General features: G+C 49.2%; 17 protein-coding genes and 1 pseudogene. 12 read left to right on the plus strand and 6 right to left on the minus strand.

Going from position 1 to position 16,299, the window contains the following annotated elements:
• Nucleotides 1–115 precede the first annotated feature (115 nt).
• From HV261_RS15450 to HV261_RS15460, 4 genes and pseudogenes are all read left to right on the plus strand, one after another.
• Nucleotides 116–2,272 (plus strand): fimbria/pilus outer membrane usher protein, encoded by a 2,157-nt coding sequence (locus HV261_RS15450; protein ID WP_326929154.1) that lies wholly within the window; start codon nucleotides 116–118, stop codon nucleotides 2,270–2,272.
• The gene (locus HV261_RS15455; RefSeq protein ID WP_202038744.1) at nucleotides 2,263–3,210 is read left to right on the plus strand and encodes a Csu type fimbrial protein; all 948 of its coding nucleotides are present in this window, start codon (nucleotides 2,263–2,265) and stop codon (nucleotides 3,208–3,210) included. Before HV261_RS15450 ends, HV261_RS15455 begins: the two co-directional genes overlap by 10 nt.
• A gap of 47 nt (nucleotides 3,211–3,257) precedes the next feature.
• Nucleotides 3,258–3,446: pseudogene (locus HV261_RS27735) on the plus strand (deoxygluconate dehydrogenase); the annotation flags it as partial.
• A 118-nt stretch (nucleotides 3,447–3,564) separates the two neighbouring features.
• Nucleotides 3,565–4,047 (plus strand): glutathione peroxidase, encoded by a 483-nt coding sequence (locus HV261_RS15460; protein WP_202038745.1) that lies wholly within the window; start codon nucleotides 3,565–3,567, stop codon nucleotides 4,045–4,047.
• An 88-nt stretch (nucleotides 4,048–4,135) separates the two neighbouring features.
• On the opposite strand, the gene HV261_RS15465 is transcribed toward HV261_RS15460, so the two are convergent.
• Complete coding sequence (locus HV261_RS15465; protein WP_137381301.1) at nucleotides 4,136–4,444, minus strand: branched-chain amino acid transport AzlD family protein; 309 nt, start codon at nucleotides 4,442–4,444, stop codon at nucleotides 4,136–4,138.
• Complete coding sequence (locus tag HV261_RS15470) at nucleotides 4,441–5,148, minus strand: AzlC family ABC transporter permease (protein ID WP_202038746.1); 708 nt, start codon at nucleotides 5,146–5,148, stop codon at nucleotides 4,441–4,443. The genes HV261_RS15465 and HV261_RS15470 overlap by 4 nt, the downstream gene beginning before the upstream one ends.
• Nucleotides 5,149–5,272: 124 nt before the next feature.
• On the opposite strand from HV261_RS15470, the gene HV261_RS15475 reads away from it, so the two are divergent.
• Entirely contained in the window at nucleotides 5,273–6,145 is an 873-nt protein-coding gene (locus tag HV261_RS15475) for a LysR family transcriptional regulator (RefSeq protein WP_202038747.1), read from the plus strand.
• Nucleotides 6,146–6,383: 238 nt separating this feature from the next.
• A complete protein-coding gene (locus HV261_RS15480; protein ID WP_202038748.1) occupies nucleotides 6,384–7,421 on the plus strand; it encodes a hypothetical protein in 1,038 nt (345 codons plus the stop codon).
• Nucleotides 7,422–7,787: 366 nt separating this feature from the next.
• Here HV261_RS15480 and HV261_RS15485 read toward each other — a convergent pair whose 3' ends face one another.
• Nucleotides 7,788–8,369: a GNAT family N-acetyltransferase gene (locus HV261_RS15485; RefSeq protein ID WP_202038749.1), complete on the minus strand. Its 582-nt coding sequence runs from the start codon at nucleotides 8,367–8,369 to the stop codon at nucleotides 7,788–7,790.
• A gap of 220 nt (nucleotides 8,370–8,589) precedes the next feature.
• Complete coding sequence (locus HV261_RS15490; protein WP_202039705.1) at nucleotides 8,590–9,060, minus strand: GNAT family N-acetyltransferase; 471 nt, start codon at nucleotides 9,058–9,060, stop codon at nucleotides 8,590–8,592.
• A 198-nt stretch (nucleotides 9,061–9,258) separates the two neighbouring features.
• Between HV261_RS15490 and HV261_RS15495 the strand changes: the two genes are divergently transcribed.
• Together HV261_RS15495 and HV261_RS15500 are read left to right on the plus strand one after the other, a co-directional pair.
• Nucleotides 9,259–9,603 (plus strand): DUF1294 domain-containing protein, encoded by a 345-nt coding sequence (locus tag HV261_RS15495; RefSeq protein ID WP_202038750.1) that lies wholly within the window; start codon nucleotides 9,259–9,261, stop codon nucleotides 9,601–9,603.
• 134 nt (nucleotides 9,604–9,737) lie between these two features.
• A complete protein-coding gene (locus HV261_RS15500) occupies nucleotides 9,738–10,592 on the plus strand; it encodes a DMT family transporter (protein WP_202038751.1) in 855 nt (284 codons plus the stop codon).
• A gap of 391 nt (nucleotides 10,593–10,983) precedes the next feature.
• Here HV261_RS15500 and HV261_RS15505 read toward each other — a convergent pair whose 3' ends face one another.
• The gene (locus HV261_RS15505; RefSeq protein WP_202038752.1) at nucleotides 10,984–11,205 is read right to left on the minus strand and encodes a hypothetical protein; all 222 of its coding nucleotides are present in this window, start codon (nucleotides 11,203–11,205) and stop codon (nucleotides 10,984–10,986) included.
• A gap of 97 nt (nucleotides 11,206–11,302) precedes the next feature.
• Here HV261_RS15505 and HV261_RS15510 point away from each other — a divergent pair, with 97 nt between their 5' ends.
• Nucleotides 11,303–11,815 (plus strand): GNAT family N-acetyltransferase, encoded by a 513-nt coding sequence (locus HV261_RS15510; RefSeq protein WP_202038753.1) that lies wholly within the window; start codon nucleotides 11,303–11,305, stop codon nucleotides 11,813–11,815.
• Between the two features lie 279 nt (nucleotides 11,816–12,094).
• On the opposite strand, the gene HV261_RS15515 is transcribed toward HV261_RS15510, so the two are convergent.
• On the minus strand, nucleotides 12,095–12,889 hold the full coding sequence (locus HV261_RS15515) for an AraC family transcriptional regulator (protein ID WP_202038754.1): 795 nt from the start codon (nucleotides 12,887–12,889) through the stop codon (nucleotides 12,095–12,097).
• Nucleotides 12,890–13,041: 152 nt separating this feature from the next.
• On the opposite strand from HV261_RS15515, the gene HV261_RS15520 reads away from it, so the two are divergent.
• Genes HV261_RS15520 through HV261_RS15530 form a run of 3 tightly spaced genes read left to right on the plus strand, consistent with a single transcriptional unit; the run spans nucleotide 13,042 to nucleotide 16,071 of the window.
• Complete coding sequence (locus HV261_RS15520; RefSeq protein ID WP_442781067.1) at nucleotides 13,042–15,006, plus strand: FUSC family protein; 1,965 nt, start codon at nucleotides 13,042–13,044, stop codon at nucleotides 15,004–15,006.
• Complete coding sequence (locus tag HV261_RS15525; protein ID WP_040233557.1) at nucleotides 14,996–15,211, plus strand: DUF1656 domain-containing protein; 216 nt, start codon at nucleotides 14,996–14,998, stop codon at nucleotides 15,209–15,211. Before HV261_RS15520 ends, HV261_RS15525 begins: the two co-directional genes overlap by 11 nt.
• Nucleotides 15,208–16,071, plus strand: coding sequence for an HlyD family secretion protein (locus tag HV261_RS15530; RefSeq protein ID WP_005121043.1), 864 nt, complete (start codon nucleotides 15,208–15,210; stop codon nucleotides 16,069–16,071). Before HV261_RS15525 ends, HV261_RS15530 begins: the two co-directional genes overlap by 4 nt.
• Nucleotides 16,072–16,299 lie beyond the last annotated feature (228 nt).

Raw genomic sequence — 16,299 nt, forward strand, 5'->3', positions numbered from 1 at the left:
CCAGGCTGCGGAAAATGAGACGCTGTATCTGACTGCAACGATAAATGAGCAACCGATTAAGGGGTTTATTAAGGCCAGGAACATCAATAACAAACTCTATATTGCTGGTCAGGATATGGATAAACTTAACCTGAAAGTGTCATCTCTGCCGGAGCAAAAAGGGTATTTTGATATCAGTTCACAGGATGGCCTCAGTGTTACTTTCGACAACCTGAATCAAAGCCTGACCATTACCGCCAGTAAAAACTGGCTCGACAAAGAAAGCCATCTTTCCAGCAGCAATGGTTCGCGCCTTATCCGTACGTCCGAGTTGTCACCCGAAGTGCGGGGGCTCGCGTTAAATTACGATTTATTTGCCAGCAACGAAGATGGCGTACAAGAGACTTCAGCCTATAGCGAATTTCGCACCTTTGGCGTTGGTCCTGGTTTTTTCTCCACATCCTTCAATACGCAAGAGTCGAGCAGCAGCAACGAAGCGCAAACGGGAACACATCGCCTGATGAGCAGCTGGAACTACGAAAACGTGGATAAACTGCTCACATTCAGGCTCGGGGATGGTTATACATCCGCACAATCATGGACGAATAGCGTCCGTTTTGGTGGCATTAGCCTTGCGCATAACTACAGTACTCAACCCAACTTTAACACCTCATCGCAGGATATTCTGACCGATAGCGTCGTGCTACCGTCCACCGTTGATCTGTACGTCAAAGGAATCAGAACCTCCTCACAGAAGGTTCAGCCCGGGCAATTTACGCTTAATACAGCACCGGTTTTTACTGGCAGCGAAGGCGCGCAAGTGGTAATTACCGATGTGAATGGTAAACAACGTGTGGTGGATTTGAATCTCTACGGCACCAATCAACTCCTTTCGGATGGGCTAACAACCTGGGGTATGAGCCTAGGCTGGGTACGGGAAGATTACACTTACCGTTCTTTTGGCTATGATCCTCAGTTGGTCGGCGTGGGCGACTGGCGTCACGGACTGAACGACACCACCACCGTCGGCATGCATACCGAGCAGAGTGGCAGTCTGCATAATCAGGGGGTAGGTTGGGATTATTTGCTCTCTCCGTCGCTCGGTACACTTCATGCTAATGCAGCCGCCAGCCGTTATCAGGCGAACAGTGGCAACCAATGGGGTTCCGGCTGGCAGTGGAACAATCAGATTTTTAATTTCTCGCTCTCACACTCGCAGGCGAGTCGAGGGTTTCGCGACATTTCATCCATAGCGGATAACGACATTGCCACCCGTGAAGATTCTGCCTTTGCCAGCATATCGTTTGATAAGACGGGTACTTTCGGTGCTAGCTGGGTCAGCCAGACATTCCCCGAGTATGCGGAACGCTATCTGGGAATTTCCTGGTCAAAAAGTTTTGAAAACCAGGTCAATCTTTCATCCAGCATCACACAATCACTTGGCGACGAACACAACACCACCGTGTACGTCACATTCAGTATTCCGCTATTTCGTCATCAGGATTACCTCTCACTGCAGAATAATCATGATAAAGACGGAGATTCCGTGCAGGCCAACCTGTCGCACTCGCTGGAATCCAATAAACCGGGCTGGGGCTGGAATCTTTCTGCGCAACAAGGCAAGAATCAAAACATCCATGCCAGCCTCCAGCGCCGCAACACCTGGAGCGATCTGGCGTTAGGCTACAATCGCGATGAACAACACAATAACGACTACGGCTCAATGACCGGTGCCGTAGGTCTGTTTATGGGGCACTTTTACGCCACTCGCGAATTGGGTGGCGCCTTCGCCCTCGTCGATACGGCGAACGTAGCCAATGTACCGGTTTATCTGGAGCATCGCCCGGTTGGTCATACTGATAATAATGGCATGCTGTTCCTGAATAACCTGAATCCGTATCAGGCAAACCATATCGATATCGACCCTCTCGGTCTCGATGAAGACTATCGCGCGCCCTACACCAATGAAATCCTGATCCCACAAACCGGACGCGGCGCCGTCGCCAGCTTTAACATTTATCGCACGCATGCCGTTCTACTGAGCGTCACGACACCCGATGGCAAAAATGTGCCCTTCTCCGCACAAGTTAACGTGCAGGATAGTCATGGACAGGCACCTGCTCTGGGCACTGCGCAATCCATTGTCGGCTATGAAGGTAAAATTTATCTGGAAGATCCCCCTGCTGGCGGAGCGCTGCGCATTCAATGGGCATCTTCTTCTTGTTCGCTAAAACTGCCGACGCAATTTAGCGCCTCTCGCGCAGTGGAGAAAATAAACGCACTATGTCAGTAATTCGTTCACTCTGGTTTCTCATCCTTTTCGTGGTACTGATATTTACATTCAGTCCAGTCGCCGTAGCCGCTAATTGCTGGAACGGCAGCCCCGCAGGACTGGATTTTGGTACCGTAACCGCCGGACAAACTGGCACCACCGCAACCCGTCTTTCGTTTACCTGCAATAACTACGATGGTCAGGCTGAGTATGTCCGCGCCTGTCTGAAGGTTATGGCGAACAACCCGCTGGCGATGAGCCAGAACGAACCTTCAAGTACCCCGCTCTATTTTTCGGTTTACTCGATTTACGATCAGCATTCGCCGCTAAGTCAAAATAATAACGTCTATGCTCAAATCGATTTTGCCTTGTCGGCAGGCGGGACGGCTGAACATGATATACCGCTTATCGGCAAGATAAATCCCGGTCAGACGAATGTCAGCGCCGGGATGTACTATGACTACGCCACGGCAACACAAATTGCCTACACCTCAGCCAGTTCATTACAAGCGCTCCCGGCCTGTGGCGCCCTGAATGGGACAACCATTACAGACCAGATTCGCGCCTCTGCTACGGTGAAAAATGGCTGTGAGGTGGTCAGCGTGGACGATATGGCATTCGGCAGCAAAAGCCCCGCTCAGGGCGATCTGCTTCAGGCGACATCCACAGCGAATATTACCGTCCAGTGCCCAACCGGGACGGACTATTCCGTCAGCATCGGTCATGGTCTGCACCCCGAGGGGAACCAACGCGCACTGTGCCATAACGGTGAGTGCGTAAGCTATGCCCTGTATCAGGATGCTGCCCATTCTATAACGTGGACGCCGGACAACCCGGAAAAGCAGTATTCCGGTGATGGGCAAGCGCAGAGCCTGGTGGTTTACGGTTCAGTCCCACCGCAGAAATGGCCATCGGCAGGCGTGTATACTGACACGGTAGTGATTACGTTAACCTATTAACTCACAAGATGATCGCGACTCATGCGCCGTTCGGTGAGTTAGCGACATATCCAGCGGATGTGAACTTACTTAGCGGGTTAGATGTATTTGTCGACGATCAATCCAAAATGGGCTAGCGTCTAATGAATGGGCGTACTGTCTGGGAAACGATTCGTTTTGTGCTGACTCAACCGCGTGACTGTCATATTCATATCTTTTACTTTCCAGGACTCACGCGCGAAGATCAGCAGCATTAGGCTCTGAATCTGGCGGCGCTAAACCGAGTGGACCAGCGTACGCTTCTCACTTGCCCCAGCAGCACCGTGCTGGATGGCTATGCCGATATCTAACCGGTTCAGCTCTGAGGGATTCGCTATGACCACCTTTCATCAACTGACAGCCACCAGCCTGCACGGCCAGCGTATCCCTATGGCTGACTATGCTGGCAAGCTGGTTCTGGTGGTAAATACCGCCAGCCATTGTGGCTTCACGCCACAATACGCAGGCCTGGAAGCGCTTTACAAAAAGTACGCCGCTCGCGGACTGGTGGTGCTTGGCTTCCCCTGCAACCAGTTCGGTAAGCAGGAACCCGGCAACGCCGACGAAATCGCGCAGACCTGCCACGTCAACTACGGTGTAAGCTTCCCGATGTTTGAAAAAGTGGAGGTTAACGGCGCCGCTACACATCCGGTATTTCGTTATCTAAAAGATGAATTGCCCGGCATGCTGGGTGGACGGATAAAATGGAATTTCACAAAATTCCTGATCGGACGCGATGGCAAGCCGCTAAAGCGTTTTGCACCGTTCACTACCCCTGCGAAAATGGAAACCGTCATCCTGGCTGCACTTGAAATCTAGGTATTCTTGTCATTTGAACCGTCAGCCTGGTGCCAAAAGCTGACCTTACCGTAATGAGGTCAGTCAGGAAAACACTCGTTAGAACGGTTTAACAAAACCTGACCAGCGCTGAAACGCCAATCCCAAAAGCGATCGCAAGCAAAGGCCTTTTAAAAACCAGCATTACAATAGCGGTGGTCAATAATGCCATCTGAGCACCTTTGTCGCCGGTAAGAGCCACGGGGGCTAAAATCGCAACGAGAACGGAGCCTGACATGCCCTGAATAAAGGCTTTTATTCTGTTATTAAAAGGAACAAAAGACATAACCCAAACGCCCCCCCATCGGGTAGCAAGAGTGACCAGGGCCATAATAATGATAATAATCAGAGGCCCAAAACCTACCGTCTCAATACTCATTTTTTATCTCTCATGATGATTCCAGCGATGCCTCCGGCGAGGGCTCCGGCGATCACGTGGCTATTTTCTGGTAACCCTTTATACGCTATCAGCGAAGCCCCGGCCGCTACGGCCCAGATACAAAGCATCCTTAGATTTCTTTCTCCTTCGAACACCATGGAAAGGAGAAAACATCCCATGACCATGTCAAGTCCATAGCGTTTAGGCTCATGTATAGCATTGCCGAAATAAAGCCCTACCAGAGTCCCTGCTACCCAAAAAAGCCATAACGCAAGACCGCCGCCAAAGAGCAATCCAAGTCCTGCTTTTCCCCTGCCGAATGCCTGAATGGACATAGCCCAATTAGCATCGGATGCAACCATCATGATTCCGTAGCGTTTTGCAGGTTTTAAAAAACGTAGCCACGGATATAAGGTGGCTCCCATCAACAGATGCCGGGCATTAATGGCAAAGACGGTGGCTATTAGCGTTAATACAGGAACATGAGACGTCCAAAGCTCTAACGTAGCGAATTGCGCATAACCGGCAAAAACCAGCAAACTCATCATTGTTGCGGTTATCTGGTCCAGTCCTTTCTGCGATGCAGCCAGGCCAAAGGCAGCACCAAAAACAGCGACAAAAAGTGACACCGGGATAAGTTGCCGAAAACCAGCCCATACAAGCGAATGATTTAGTTGAGATAAATCAGATTCGTGATACGTCATCCGGGGCCTCATGCTCTTCCTCTCAGTCATGTTAAACAGAGCGCCACTATGACAGCGTTGTGAAATCAATAAAAACGCATAATAATTGATGTTAATATTTGATTATCGAATATAAGGATCAACGGTGCATTATCAAGACCTCCAGATGGACTGGCTCAAATGTTTTGTTGCGGTAGTAGACGCGGGGTCGCTTTCGGCAGCGGCACCTGAGGTTCATCGCTCGCAGTCTGCGGTCAGCATGCAACTCAAGAAGCTGGAATCCGCATTAGGATGTCAGCTTTTACTTCGCGGTCCTCGGCAGCATCAACTCACCTCTGAGGGACAAAAACTGTTGGGATATGCCCGAAGGATGCTCGACCTTCATGCTGAAACGCAGGCAGCATTCCACGGTAAGGAATTAACAGGGCGTATTCGTCTGGGGGTTCCTGATGATTATGCAGCAAAATACCTTACACCTGCGCTGAAGAGATTTGCGCCTAACTTTGGATCGGTCGAGATCGAACTGAGCTGTGAGCAATCAACATCACTCATTCCTCGCGTTGAGAGCGGCGATCTCGATTTGGCCCTGGTTTCCCGGGAACATCCCAGCCAGGGCTCGTTATTGTTTTATGAACCCATGGTGTGGGTAGGTTCTCCGCAATTTGAAGTGTGGAGGCGAGATCCATTACCTATTGCGGTATATGAAAGCACGAGCCTTGCTAAGCGTAGCGCTATCAATGCATTAGCATTACAGGGGCGGCGATATAAGGTGGTGTATAACAGCTCCAGTCTGTCGGGACAGATTACAGCAGTAGAAAGTGGCCTGGCTGTTGCCGTTCTCACCCAATGCAGCGTCCCCCCCCACTTGCAAGTTCTTGACAGTGAACATCTTTTGGGGCCCCTTGAACCGATGGAAGTAGCCTTGTTCAGAAGTCGTGCTTCTCAGAGTTCTTCAGCTGTGGATAGCTTGTATGATTTGCTAATCAGGACATTAAGGGTAAGAAAAGTTGAAAACTGAGACAATTTATCAGGTGCCTCAACGTCCGCTTCTCGCTCACTGAGGATCTTCAGCTCAGCAACTTCCGCTTCGTGCCAGGAGCAGACATTTATGACTTGGAAATGACCAGATTAACATGCACAATAATTAGGCTCACTGAATGAAAGCCATGAATAATTTTGTCGAGAGATTTCCTGATAATTTTGAGTTAAGAATGTAAAAGCAGTACATGTTGTCTATAGGTGGAAAGAGGCATTTAATGATCAATAATATTTGCATCAGTCTGTATGGTTCAATTGAAGATATCTGCAAACAGCAACTTGCTAATGCAGGTTTCAGAGTTCCTAAGGAAACTACTAACGGCTACTTATCTCTACTTTTGAACATGAATAAAAGGCTTATTGAACCCCGTAAAAGGAATGTACATTTTCACAGATCCTTGATTGTTCCTGAAAAAAATAGAAATGGTTTTGCTTTACTCATTAATAAAATGCAATGTGGGATCAACATTAACGGCTATCAAAGTCATCATTTGGAAAGAGCTAATTTCAATGATGATTTTTTGAATGATTTTGGCTTACATCATTTCCACCTTGGTGAAACAACTCAAAAGACTGGAAAGCATAAGCGCTACATTGAAAGAACTGGCAATACTGTTTTTGCAAAGGTTGATCAGAACGACATTTATTTATTAGGAGTGTTCGGTCATAACAGTGAAGAAAAACAATTCATCTATTCTGATGAACAACTGCTCAAGTCCTTATATGATGAGTGGCCACATCTCCTTGAACAGTGTCGAGTTAGAGGTGTGACAGGGCAAACACTATCCCCAGAAGAACGAAATGCCTTACGAAGTAACGGTGCCAATGTGATTACGGCCCTTAGTGATGACATTGCAATTATGTCCCCCGGGGGAGGGTACATGGCAAATAAAATGAGTGCTTCTGTTTCCATAGAAATGATACATCTATACCGTACAATTTCTATGCTTAAAAAATCATTATTTGAGATTCAAGAACAGCACTATCCATTTGATGCTGAATTCAAAGTGATCACTTTCGGTCACGATGAGTTAAGCTTATTTTGCGATAAAAACTGTTTTTTTACAAAAATACAGATATTAGATGGCCATCATAAAACCATGAGTTTAGCGCCTGGATATGGGCCAGTTTACTCTCATGGCTTTGTACTAGGTAAAACGACTAAGCTATATTTTGCATTGATTGAAGCGCTAAATACTACTGCGAGCAGAAATTATCTACATCCATTTCCGTCACTATATATACGACATTTATGAATCTTTAATATACAATTAAATCAAAACTAAAATTTTTCAGGCATTTATTTCGAATCATAGATGTGCCTAAAATCCACACAATTTCCTTAAGGGGTCTTTGCATGCGGATTAGGTTACCTTTAAAGTGAACTTCCGCTCCTCGCTCACAGCGGACCCGACAACCGACTGGTTGGCCCGCTTCACACCATGAGCAGGCGTTAGTAACGCCCGCCCTACATCAATTGGAAGAGCGCAGATCAATCTCTTCTCGCCAGCAAAAGAGTGACCGTGGTATTCCGTTTGAGGCCTGGCGTTCAAAGGCGTCGATTGCGAGGTAAAACACGTAATATCCCTTACCTCCTGTCGGCAATTCTTCGAAAATTTTTCTTACCGGTGACCGGAAAGGCGGCGCTCAAGGTTGGCCTGAACCTGCGGCCACTCATCATCAATTATGCTGTACCGTATGGAAGTACGCTTTCGACCATCAGGCATAATCCGTTCATTTCTGATGATACTTTCCTGGACCGCACCAATACGGAGAATGGCAGCCTGAGAGCGCTCATTCAATACATCAGTCGTAAACTGAACGCGAACACACTTAAGTTGCTCAAAGGCGTAGCGCAGCAGTAACAGTTTACTCTCGGTATTTGCAGCTGTTTTTTGCCAGCTTTGTGAATACCAGGTGTGACCAATTTCGAGTTTTCGGTTTTCGCGATCAATCTTCCAGAAACGCGTTGATCCAATGACACGTTGGTCGGATGAGAGCGTTACAGCAAACGGCATGACAGTGCCTTCGGCCTGCCCCTTCAGGGCTTTCTGAATGTACGAATCAGCGGTGTCAGCAGACGGAACTACCGTAAATGGCAGAGACCAAAGTTCCCCATCTTCAGCTGCATCAATCAGTAGCTGAGCATCCGTCTTAAGCAGAGGGCGGAGCGTTACAAGAGCCCCTTGCAAAGTAGGCGTCATATTTGTGGCCTCACAGTTATTTTGTGTAGATGGATTGGGCTGCATAATCCTGTACCGAATGACTTACTATGCTCCGTTTACATTTAATAATCGACTCATTCAGGGGCTATTGTCTGTTCACCGTTTATACTACATGGCAATATAAGTAATTCCCCCATGCATGACTCACTTCCACTATTCACTCACTACGGACCTTACCGGGTAGGAATCAGCCGGTGTTCTATTGTTTCGTCAAATATTTCCGCATCAGCGCATTTTGTAGTGTCACGCCACGACACACAGGGAAACCTCGTTCTACGACATGAAAGCCGTGTCGTAGAAAGAACGCTTCTGCAGCCTTACTGACATTTGAAGTAAATTCAGCCATTCCACGTTCTCTGGCTTCTTCATGAATGCGGTCCATCAGTAGCGTCCCTACGCCCTGTCTCGGGTAGGCTCCCGAGACATAGAAATGGTCAATGTAGCCATTTGGCTGAACATCCGCATATCCAGCTATTTCACCATCCACTTCAACAACAAAGGGACGTAGCGCCCTCATGCGATTGGTCCAGTGGTCCGGGTCGATATCTGATGGGGCCCAGGCAACTATTTGTTCATGTGTGTAGTAGTGGGATGCGAGGGTATGTACAGAAGATAAAAAAACGCTGAATAACGAAATTTCATCTCCATTTCTGAACCTTCTGATTTTCATAAAACCTCGTATGAGCGTGACTGGTAGAACAATATCATTACTTTTCATAATGCTCTATTTTCCAGGCTGACCATGCGATTCCGACATTTTCTGCATCGAAATCTGGATAACCTTAGCTTCTGAGAATCTCATCTCCCTTTATCAGTGTCGGTTTTGGGTTAAGATAATCGCCTCTCCGTTCTGGCTGTGGTTAATGATATGAATCTCAATCGCTGTTGTTATTTGCTACTGGTCTGCGCTGCGGTCAGTAGCCTTTTTGCCCCACATCCGTTGCTGATATGGGGCCTGCTCGCCAACATATTGACGCTGGCGATTTACGGCGTGGATAAAATGGCAGCGCGTAAGGCCTGGCGCAGAGTGCCGGAATCCACATTGCTGGTATTTGGCGTTGTGGGCGGATGGGCTGGCGCTATTGTCGGGCAACAACTCTTTCGCCATAAAACACAAAAGCAGCCCTTCAAAACTTACTTCATCATCAGTGTGATATTAAGCACCTCCGCTATGGTAGCCGCGTATCAATTCTTTCCATTCTCACTTTTCTGAGCATCATTTAGGGATAGCGCCAGCCCCCTGCGCTACCTTAGCGTGTTGGATTATCACCAAAAGCATCGTTAGCCTGTCTGTCCTGATGTACGCACTCTATACTCTGCAACAGATCATCAACATTAAGGATGGGTATGAAAAAGCTGTTGCTGGTTATCCTGGTGTTAACTGCATTTGCAGCCAATTCTATCCTCTGTCGTATCGCCTTAAAGAATGGGTATTCGGACCCTGAGACGTTCAGCGTGCTGAGATTATTCGGTGGTGCAGCAATGCTGTTTTTCTGGCATATAGCTCGGGGGAAACTGAAAGACATACGCTGGAAAATCATCGATGCCCTGTTGCTGTGTGCCTATGTATTATTCTTCTCAATCGCGTATGTTCAGCTCAATACCGCAACAGGCGCATTACTGCTATTTGGCGCAGTGCAGATCTGCATGATTGGCTGGGGATTAATAAAAGGTGAAAAACTTAGCGGATACAAAGCCACCGGGATCGTCATTGCCATTGGCGGGATCATTATGCTGCTGCTCCCCGGCGCAACCGCTCCTCCTTTTATACCTGCCCTGACGATGGTTGCTTCAGGCCTGGCATGGGGAGCTTACTCTGTACGCGGGAAAAATATCCTCTCTCCTGCCGGGACGACTGCGGGAAATTTCATTCTGAGCATTCCGGTTATTCTCATCCTGAGTCTGGTACGACAGGAATCCGTGCATACTGACGCCAACGGCGTCATCCTTGCCCTGCTCTCCGGCGGACTGGCTTCTGGTGTGGCTTACGTACTTTGGTACCAACTTGTTGCCACCATGTCTTCCGCAACCGCCAGCACATTGCAGTTGAGCGTGCCCTGTATTGCTGCGCTAGGTGGGGTGCTATTTCTTGGCGAATTACCTGATTTGAGAATTCTGGTTTGCACACTCATCGTTCTGGCTGGCATAGCCATTGTTATTTCATCCGATCGAACACAGAGCAAGAAATCAGCACAGGGATAGCGTCGAGGAGTCGCAGCACTGTGCTTCGGTGCTTTGATTCACCGCCCAGATGCGCCCTGTCACGCCCTTTGCGCGATAATCAACTTGCTTAATTACTCTGCAATTACACAGGAAAATAATATTCAGCCGTAAACTCAAATACATACATATAAATCAGTAAGATAAAAAATTGCAGGGACAGTTAATAGCGGGTTATAGCAGCTATTAATGTGTCCCTTTTCATGTCCCTGCCCTTAGAAATGCCCCCAAATTTGCCCCCAAAAACTCTCCCATCCATCTGTCAAGGTCATATCAATGGTGACCCTCAGCTCCACGCCTGGCGCGGAGTAAACACATCTGTGTAAGTGCACAATTTTCATATGCCACTAAAGCAGCGAGTTCCCATCGACATTCAGTCAGCTTTATACGCCAGCCACTCGCGCCAGACATTCTCAGGATCAATATCGCGGTAGCCGCGCTCTCTGATTATATCCTCAGCTACTTCGGCCGACAGGCGGATGGCTGTAGCGCCATCGCGGATGGACTCAACCTCATCGCGGATCAATTCCCGCCCCATGTCCTGTTCTTTATCAATCAGGACGACGATCAACGCAGGGATAAAAACAATATTCATACTGATAAGCCTCTGAAATATTCGCATATCACTGTATCACTGACAATTTTGATATAGTTCAGTAATCGTTAATTTATTACCAGGACGGGTATCATTCATGTCATTACAAATCCGTGAAGCCACACCAGCCGACGCGATGTTGCTTAATGCGCTGGGCTACCGCATCTACCGCGCACACTTCGAACATCTGTGGGAGTCTGAGTCTGAACTGGAAGCTTTTTTAGCAAGCGAATTTTCTCTGGATGAGCTGGAACAGAGCCTGAAAGAGCAAGCGGTTTGTTGGTATGTTGCAGAGACCGATAGGCCAATTGGTTTTGCGAAAGTGACCTATGAAAGCAGCATCCCTGATACGAATATATCAGGGATGCTGCTTAACAAACTTTATCTTGATCCTGCTGACAACCATAAAGGTTACGGTCAGGTCATGTTTGATACCGTCAAAGAGCTGGCCCGAGCCAGGGGGAAAGACTTTGTATGGCTGGAGGTTCTTGAACAGAACGAACGCGCCTGTAATTTCTACCGCAAACAGGGCATGACCTTAATTAAAAGCGACTATTTCAAAACTGCTTCACAGCAGAGCGTCATCAGGATCATGGGGATCACTGTCTAGCTTGTGACCGGCCGCTCCGTGCTGTGAGTTCAATGGGTCGATGCAACGCTATCCTTTGCTGGCTTAAGTTTAAAAATAAAAAACTGATATGATTTTAATTAAAGCATTTTACCACCGTACTTGGCAGAAGGTTTAATCGTTATTGGCAATGATATTTTACAATAATACCAAAACTATTTAGATTTTTCTGCAATATCCTCTCCTCACTGTGAGTTCAACTCAGTAAGCTTGCCCGCATCTTGCCCACGCGCAAATCAAGAGCCTCACACTTTATCAAGTCTATGAATCCGCCGTTTTGCGAACAGAAAAATAGTGCGCTGGCGTACTGCCCATGGTTTTTCTGAACATGGTGATAAATGCGTTAACCGACTCATACCCCAGGTTTGCTGCCACATTTTGTACTGACACCCCACTTGCCAGCTCCCGCAGGGCAATAATCAAGTGCAGTTGCTGACGCCAGCAACCGAAGGTCAGACCTGTTTCACGCAGCATTAAGCGCGCTAACGAGCGTTCGCTGAGTGCCAGTCGCTTTGCCCAGACTTTGAATGTGCTCCGGTCGTCAGGATTGCTGACTAACGCATCGGCCATAGCACGAATTTTAGGGTTCGCAGAGACCGGCAGGCTCAATTTCTGCTGTGGCATGGTCACGAGTTCATCAAGTGTCACTCTGGTTAGCCTGCCAACATGACTCTGCGGTGCGTAATCAACGCCTTCATTCGTTAAACGATCAACTAACTCTTTAATCAGCGGTGAAATGGCCAGCGTGCAGCATTTTTCCGGCAATGCGGCAGTGCCAGGTTCAATAAACAGATAGTTAAGGTGCGCATTCCATGTCGCTTTGGCGCTATGAGGAACGCCGCCGGGGATCCACACCGCGCAATCGGGTGGCACAATCCAGATATCGTTTTCCGCACGACAAATTACCGCCCCATACAGAGCAATAATCAACTGCCCTTTACGGTGCGAATGAACCGGAACTTCGGCTGCGTAATCGACGAAATCGATATGACGAGCGACTGCCGGGCTCGACGTGCTGTCGGGATCAAACAAGGTATTGGCAAGTCGGGATGTCATGTTATTGGCAACATTTAGGTATTTTTTGACAGAATAGAGTATTTAGTGACGTGTGCAAACCGGGAATAATTCTCGGCATGAATACAATCATCCCCCAACACGTCCCTTTTTGGCACGCGATACGCCGCTGGTCAGGCAGCATAATCACTCCCATGCTACTGAGTGACGCCCATGCCCTGCTCTATTCCCTCAGGAGTTTTGCCGCTGCGATGCTCGCCTATTATATCGCCCTATCGATTGGCCTGGAACGGCCCTCCTGGGCCATCATCACCGTCTATATTGTTTCGCAAACCTCGGTGGGCGCTTCGCTGAGCCGGTGTCTCTATCGCCTGGTCGGCACCGTGGCGGGCGCAGGGGCAACGGTATTGATCGTGCCTACGTTTGTGAATATGCAGATTGTATGCAGCGTGATGCTGACAGGCTGGATAGCCTTCTGCCTCTGGTTATCCCTGCTTGACCGTACTCCCCGCGCCTATGCCTTTGTACTGGCCGGTTACACCGCAAGCCTGATTGGCTTTCCCGCCGTATCCGACCCAGGCTCGGTGTTTAACATTGCTATCATCCGGGTGCAGGAGATAACGATCGGTATCGTCTGCGCCGCGCTGATCCACCGGTACATTCTGCCAAGTCGGATATCAGGCCTGTTCAACAGCAAATTGACGCAGACGCTACACGCGGCACGACAGCTTGTTGCCGATACCCTGGCGGGCAAGTCTGATAAGGTTTCAGCCCCCTTGCAACTCGCGCTTGCACTGCAATTCCTGCAGGGCATCAGCCACCACATCCCGTATGATTTTGCCCTTTCAGTTCCGGCCCGACAGGCCAGAAAAGCACTCCATGACAGGCTGGCGCGATTAGCCATCGTGAACGGCGAATTACGCGATCGCTTGCAGGTGATCGCGGATATGCCCACCGATATACAGACGCTGCTGAATGATGTCCAGGCCTGGCTCACCTGCGACAATGTCGGGAAACACAAAAGTACTGCTGAAGCCCTACAAAAACGTAGCACCCGGTTACTACAGAAGCGTGCGATGCAATCACTGACCTTTGAGGACGCGCTGGGGGTGAACTTCTTAGGCTACATAGCGGAGTTGATTAGTCTTATTCACCAGTGTGAGCGCCTTTCGCAGGCTATATTTCACGCGGAACCCGAGACCATACGGGCGGAAGATAGCGCGGCGAAAGGATATATTTTTCATCGCGATCCCCTGAGTGCAATCCGGACGGCACTGGGCGCGTTTGCCATAATCCTGAGCGGCTGTCTGATATGGATCGACTCAGCATGGTCAGATGGCGGTACAGCGGTTTCCATTCTTGGGGTTTGTTGCACTCTGTTTGGAAGTTTCGACACGCCTGCACCCCATATTGTGAAATACATTATCGGCTCCTTCTGGGGCGTATTGATAAGTCTCATCTATAGTTTTGCCCTGCTTCCCCAGGTCAGCGATTTTCCCGTACTGGTTGCCGTGCTTGCTCCGGTCTACCTGCTTGCCGGGTCACTCCAGGCACGGCCGCCCACCACGTTTATGGCGATGGGAATAACGTTGACGCTACCTGTATTGTGCGAGTTGGGTGCGCATTACAGCGGCAACTTCGCCGATGCGGCTAACACCGCCATCGCGCTATTTTTCGCGACCGGTTTTGCGGTCTTTAGCATGAGCCTGCTGCAAACCGTGCAAGCCGACGCGGCGATAAACCGCCTGCTGAAACTTTGTCAGCGTGATATCCGCCGGAGCGTGAACGGCGTATTTAAAGGAGATGAAACGCACTGGACCAATCTGATGATTGATCGAGCTGCCTTGCTGCTGCCACGCATACCGCGTAGCAGGCCATCATCCGCTCGGGCACTTGTTCACCTGATGCACTTTCTGCGCATTGGCCTCGGTGTGATGCATCTTCGCCGCTGCGACATGCCCTCAGGCTGTGGCATCAACGCCATCCTTTATGACCTTACCCGCTCTACGGAGACTGAAGCCTTGCGCGAGCGCATCGCGGAGATAACCGTTCAATGCTTGCCCGCCACTGATAAACCATCGCGCCAGTTAGTCGACAAACTGGTTGATTTGCACTGCGCGTTACGAACGCAGGACGAGGAATCCACAAATGATAAATGACATCAATATCGGGGGTGTTTTTTTTCCCGGTCTGCTGATGACTGTGCTCATCGCGCTGATCTGTACTCTATCACTCTTATTAATTTTCTCTTTCAGCAGGCTTTACCGACGTTTGCCCTTTCGCCCGTTGATTGATTTTTCGACTTTTATCATTAGTTGTTTCCTGCTTTTGCAGGGCCTGACCACTCTGGAGTTATTTGCATGAAATCTTTACTCTCTTTATTGGGTCGCTATGCGCTGACGTTAAGTGCCGTTGCAGTGGCGATACTCGTGGCATTTATTTTCTGGAAACAGTATGCGCAAACACCCTGGACACGCGACGGGCGGGTTCGTGCGGATGTGGTGCAGATTGCACCGGATGTTTCCGGGCCGGTGAGTCGCGTGGCGGTCCGCGATAACCAGTGGGTTAACCGTGGCGATATTCTCTATGCCATCGATCCCCACTGGCTGAAGCTGGCCGTGCTGAGTTCACAGGCTGACGTTGAGGCAAAACGTCATGAGATGCTGATGCGGCAGGATGCGGCAAGACGACGGGCGCTGATCAAAGGGGTGATATCCAGTGAGGACATCCAGCAAACAGGCAGTGCGGCAAGCATCGCGGCGGCCAATTATCAGGGCGCACTGACCGCGCTGGAACTGGCGCAGCTTAATTTAGCGCATGCCACCGTGAGATCACCGGTGGACGGCTATGTCACACATCTCCGTCTTCGACCCGGTGACTATGCCACCGCGGGAGAGACAAAAGTCGCCATTGTCGATGCGCACAGTTTCTGGGTGGTGGGCTATTTTGAAGAGACTAAACTGCGTCATATCCGCGTCGGGAAAACCGCGCAGATTTCACTGATGGGTTTTGATTCGCTGCTCATAGGCCATGTGGAGAGTATCGGGCGGGGAATTGGTGACAGCAACGATGAGACCGGCGGACTTGGGCTGCCGGATGTCAATCCCACCTTTAGCTGGGTTCGGCTGGCTCAACGCGTACCGGTGCGCATCCAGTTAGATACCATGCCTGCAGGCATTGAGTTAGTGGCAGGATTATCCGCTAGTGTATCCATTATGCCTTAACAGGTATTAACAGCTCTGACTATCATAGGGTTGAGGTCACGGTGTATGTGTAAATATCCCAGTAACACCGGTCATCCCATGGCTTCTGCGGACCTATAATGTTGATTTATTAATGAGCCAGGGAGCAACACGCAGGGTAGTAGCCATATTTCTATTAAAGAGGTGAAGCTTGACCGTTTTGGTGAGATCGAGGGTGTCCTGTTTGCGAAGGTCCCCATCGTGCCAGGA

Origin of the sequence: Citrobacter sp. RHBSTW-00671 (assembly GCF_014103415.1) — a bacterium.
Lineage (GTDB): Bacteria > Pseudomonadota > Gammaproteobacteria > Enterobacterales > Enterobacteriaceae > Citrobacter.

Coding starts and splice junctions, on each gene's coding strand:
- HV261_RS15480 (WP_202038748.1), top strand. CDS start 6,384: ATGATCAATAATATTTGCATCAGTCTGTATGGTTCAATTGAAGATATC.
- HV261_RS15500 (WP_202038751.1), top strand. CDS start 9,738: ATGAAAAAGCTGTTGCTGGTTATCCTGGTGTTAACTGCATTTGCAGCC.
- HV261_RS15490 (WP_202039705.1), bottom strand. CDS start 9,060: ATGAAAATCAGAAGGTTCAGAAATGGAGATGAAATTTCGTTATTCAGC.
- HV261_RS15515 (WP_202038754.1), bottom strand. CDS start 12,889: ATGACATCCCGACTTGCCAATACCTTGTTTGATCCCGACAGCACGTCG.
- HV261_RS15510 (WP_202038753.1), top strand. CDS start 11,303: ATGTCATTACAAATCCGTGAAGCCACACCAGCCGACGCGATGTTGCTT.
- HV261_RS15525 (WP_040233557.1), top strand. CDS start 14,996: ATGATAAATGACATCAATATCGGGGGTGTTTTTTTTCCCGGTCTGCTG.
- HV261_RS15450 (WP_326929154.1), top strand. CDS start 116: ATGGATAAACTTAACCTGAAAGTGTCATCTCTGCCGGAGCAAAAAGGG.
- HV261_RS15495 (WP_202038750.1), top strand. CDS start 9,259: ATGAATCTCAATCGCTGTTGTTATTTGCTACTGGTCTGCGCTGCGGTC.
- HV261_RS15530 (WP_005121043.1), top strand. CDS start 15,208: ATGAAATCTTTACTCTCTTTATTGGGTCGCTATGCGCTGACGTTAAGT.
- HV261_RS15485 (WP_202038749.1), bottom strand. CDS start 8,369: ATGACGCCTACTTTGCAAGGGGCTCTTGTAACGCTCCGCCCTCTGCTT.
- HV261_RS15505 (WP_202038752.1), bottom strand. CDS start 11,205: ATGAATATTGTTTTTATCCCTGCGTTGATCGTCGTCCTGATTGATAAA.
- HV261_RS15470 (WP_202038746.1), bottom strand. CDS start 5,148: ATGACGTATCACGAATCTGATTTATCTCAACTAAATCATTCGCTTGTA.
- HV261_RS15465 (WP_137381301.1), bottom strand. CDS start 4,444: ATGAGTATTGAGACGGTAGGTTTTGGGCCTCTGATTATTATCATTATT.
- HV261_RS15460 (WP_202038745.1), top strand. CDS start 3,565: ATGACCACCTTTCATCAACTGACAGCCACCAGCCTGCACGGCCAGCGT.
- HV261_RS15455 (WP_202038744.1), top strand. CDS start 2,263: ATGTCAGTAATTCGTTCACTCTGGTTTCTCATCCTTTTCGTGGTACTG.
- HV261_RS15520 (WP_442781067.1), top strand. CDS start 13,042: ATGCTACTGAGTGACGCCCATGCCCTGCTCTATTCCCTCAGGAGTTTT.